The organism is Dyella sp. 01N36, assembly GCF_056399745.1.
Genome location: NZ_JBFTRY010000291.1, coordinates 1 through 3232, shown reverse-complemented (window position 1 = coordinate 3232; position 3232 = coordinate 1). Strand labels below are relative to the sequence as shown.

General features: G+C 64.0%; 3 protein-coding genes and 1 tRNA gene. All 4 read left to right on the top strand.

Features of this window, described 5'->3' with window-relative positions; translation table 11 throughout:
• Window positions 1–30 precede the first annotated feature (30 nt).
• The gene (locus AC1DMG_RS21165; RefSeq protein ID WP_477181055.1) at window positions 31–1224 is read left to right on the top strand and encodes an SUMF1/EgtB/PvdO family nonheme iron enzyme; all 1194 of its coding nucleotides are present in this window, start codon (window positions 31–33) and stop codon (window positions 1222–1224) included.
• 221 nt (window positions 1225–1445) lie between these two features.
• Window positions 1446–1530 (top strand) — tRNA-Leu (locus AC1DMG_RS21160).
• A gap of 84 nt (window positions 1531–1614) precedes the next feature.
• Entirely contained in the window at window positions 1615–2907 is a 1293-nt protein-coding gene (gene tig, locus AC1DMG_RS21155) for a trigger factor (RefSeq protein WP_441603212.1), read from the top strand.
• A 37-nt stretch (window positions 2908–2944) separates the two neighbouring features.
• The coding region (locus AC1DMG_RS21150) for an ATP-dependent Clp protease proteolytic subunit (RefSeq protein WP_477181054.1) at window positions 2945–3232 on the top strand (288 nt) is incomplete at its 3' end.

Here is a 3232-nt window from a genome sequence, read left to right as displayed (position 1 = left end):
CCATAGCAGGCCGCCCAGGGCACCCTGCAGGTGCAGCGCGCCGTACTCGACCGCGCCCTGGCGGCGGTGGCGCAAAACGACTTCAAGGCGGCCGACCAGGCACTGACAGAGGCGGCGCAAATCGCACCGGACTCTCCCGCCATGCGCGATGTGCATACGCGCGTCGATACCATGCGCGTGGCCCGGGCCAATGGATTGCTTGGGCAGGCGCGGTCCGCGCTGGACTCGGGCAACCTGACCATGGCTCAGCAACTGGCCGACCAGGCCAAGGCGATCAGTCCCGATCTGGCCGGGCTCGACGAATTTGGCGAGCGCATTACCAATGTGCGCCTGTATGCCAGCTACAAACCGGGACAGGTCTTCACCGACCGGTTTGCCGACATGCCTGGCCAGACGCCCTCGATGGTGGTCATTCCCACCGGCAGCTTCCAGATGGGCGCGCCCGACAACGAGGCTGGCCGGGAAGATGCCGAGACGCCGCAGCACGAAGTCAGCATCGGCAAGGGCTTTGCGCTGTCGCGCACGTCGATCACCGTGGGACAGTTCCGCGAATTCGTCCGCGCCAGCGGTTATCAGCCCGACTCGATCAAGCTCGGCGGGGCGAGCGTCTATGACGAGGGCACCGGCGCGATGCGCGACGACACCAGCGCCAGCTGGCAGGACGACTACGCCGGCCGCAATGCCGATAGCCGGCTTCCCGTGGTCAATGTGTCGTGGAGCGACGCCAAGGCCTACGTGGACTGGTTGAGCCAGCGCAGCGGCAAAACCTATCGTCTGCCCAGCGAGGCGGAATTCGAATACGCCCTGCGTGCCGGGACCACCTCCCGTTACTGGTGGGGAGACGGGACGCCCAGCGGCAAGGTCGAGAATCTCACCGGCTCGGGAGATCGTTCGCCCAGCGGCCGACGCTGGAGCAATGCGTTCCAGGGTTATCGGGACGGCTACTGGGGCCCGGCCCCGGTGATGAGTTTCGCGCCCAACGCCTTTGGTCTGTATGACATCGACGGCAACGTATCGGAGTGGGTGCAGGACTGCTGGCACGACAGCTATCTTCGCGCGCCGCGTGATGGTGGCGCCTGGGTAAATCCGGGCTGCGGCTCCCGTGTGGTCCGCGGCGGTTCCTGGGGCAGCTCGCCCGAACAGGTGCGCTCGGCCTACCGGCAGGGTGTCGATGCCAGCGTGCGCAGCGGGAGAGTCGGCTTCCGCGTCCTGCGCGAGCTCTAGAGGCAGCGCGGGACGCGGCACATCAGAGCTTTCTGCAAGKGCGCTTGCCCGCTTGTGCTGCGCCCCACGCGACCCGTAAAATGGCCTGCTTTCGTGTAAGGGAATCATCGACTTAGGGGCGGAGCGCCCGGAGGCTGGCGGGGCGGGGCGTACGGGCATTTTGCCCGTCTATTCCCTTGGAAATCCGATGCTTACGGAAACTTCCTCTTAGTAGTTCTGATGCGAAAGTGGCGGAATTGGTAGACGCACTGGATTTAGGTTCCAGCGGGTAACCCCGTGAGGGTTCGAGTCCCTCCTTTCGCACCATCCCTTGAGTTTTTCTTTTTGCAGGCGGCCCCGGGCCGCCACGCGCCTTTGACGGGCGCACTTACAGGTACACCAGGAGACGTCATGCAGGTTTCGGTTGAAAACGTCGGCAAGCTGGAGCGCAAGCTCACGGTGAAATTCCCCGCGGAGCGTTTCGAGTCGCAGGTGAATGCTCGCATCGTCGAAATGGGTCGCACCGTGCGCCTCAAGGGCTTCCGTCCGGGCAAGGTGCCCACTGCAGTGATCCAGCAGCGCTTTGGCGACCAGGTGCGCGGTGAAGTGCTCTCCGACCTGATCGGCAGCACGCTGCGCGAAGCCGTCGCCCAGGAAAACCTGCGTCCGATCGCCAACCCGTCGATCGACACCACCGGTCGTCCGGTCGAAGGTGAAATCGCCTACACGGCCACCTTCGAAATCATGCCGGAATTCCCGGAAATCGACGTCGCCACGCTCGCCGTGACCCGTCCGGTCGCCGAAGTGACCGACGCCGACATCGAAAAGATGATCGAGACCCTGCGCCTGCAGCGCCGCAGCTTCGACGATGTCGAGCGCGCCTCGGCCGAAGGCGATTTCGTGATGTTCGAGTACTCGGCCCAGGCCGATGACTACCGCTTCCCGGCCGAAGGCCTGGAGCGCGCCGGCAGCGTGCTGGGTTCGGGCACCCTGTTCAAGGCGCTCGATGAAGTGCTGACGGGCCGCAAGGCCGACGAGGAATTCGACGCCGAAGTGGCCTTCCCGGCGGATTTCCGCAACGAGAACCTGGCCGGCAAGACCGCCCAGTGCCACTTCAAGATCATCAAGGTGCAGGAGCCGAAGCTGCCGGAAGTAAACGGCGAATTCGTTGCCCTGTTCGGCATCGACGATGGCGACCTGGAGAAGTTCCGCAAGGAAGTCCGCGCCAATCTCGAGCGCGAGCTCAAGGCCACCCTGATGGCCCGCCTGAAGTCCGAAGTGGCTGAAAAGCTTGCCGATGCCCACCCGGACATCGACGTGCCGAACGTGATGGTGCAGTCCGAGGCGCATGCCCTGGCCCAGAACAGCATCCCGCGCGGCCAGCAGGTTCCGCCGCAGCTGATCGAGGCCGCCACCCCGGTTGCCCGCAAGCGCGTCATCGCCGGTCTGCTGATGGGTGAGATCGCCCGCAAGCAGTCCCTGGTCATCGACCGCAGCCGCGTGGCCGAGCAGCTGGCCGCCATCGCCTCGACCTACGAAGAGCCGGAAAAGGTCATTGAACTGTACAATCGCGACCCCCAATTGATGTCTGGGCTGCAGAATCGCGTGATGGAAGACCAGGTCGCAGAATGGGTGGCGGATCACGCCTCCACCACTGTGCAGAATCTTGGCTTCGACGAGGTGATGCGCCCGGTCAACGCCTGAGGCATTCTTCAGGCCAATACACCGGAGAGCGACACGCATGGCTATGGACCCGATCCAAAACCTCAACCTGGTACCGATCGTCGTTGAGCAGACCGCTCGCGGCGAGCGCTCGTACGACATCTATTCGCGCCTCCTGAAGGAGCGCGTGATCTTCCTTGTCGGCGAGGTGAACGATCAGGTGGCCAACCTGCTGGTCGCGCAGATGCTGTTCCTTGAGTCCGAAAATCCGGACAAGGACATCCATCTCTATATCAACAGCCCGGGCGGTGCCGTCACCGCCGGGTTGGCGATCTACGACACCATGCAGTTCATCAAGCCCGATGTC

Excerpts from the sequence above, each read along its gene's own strand:
- tig (WP_441603212.1), top strand. The coding sequence starts at position 1,615 with ATGCAGGTTTCGGTTGAAAACGTCGGCAAGCTGGAGCGCAAGCTCACG.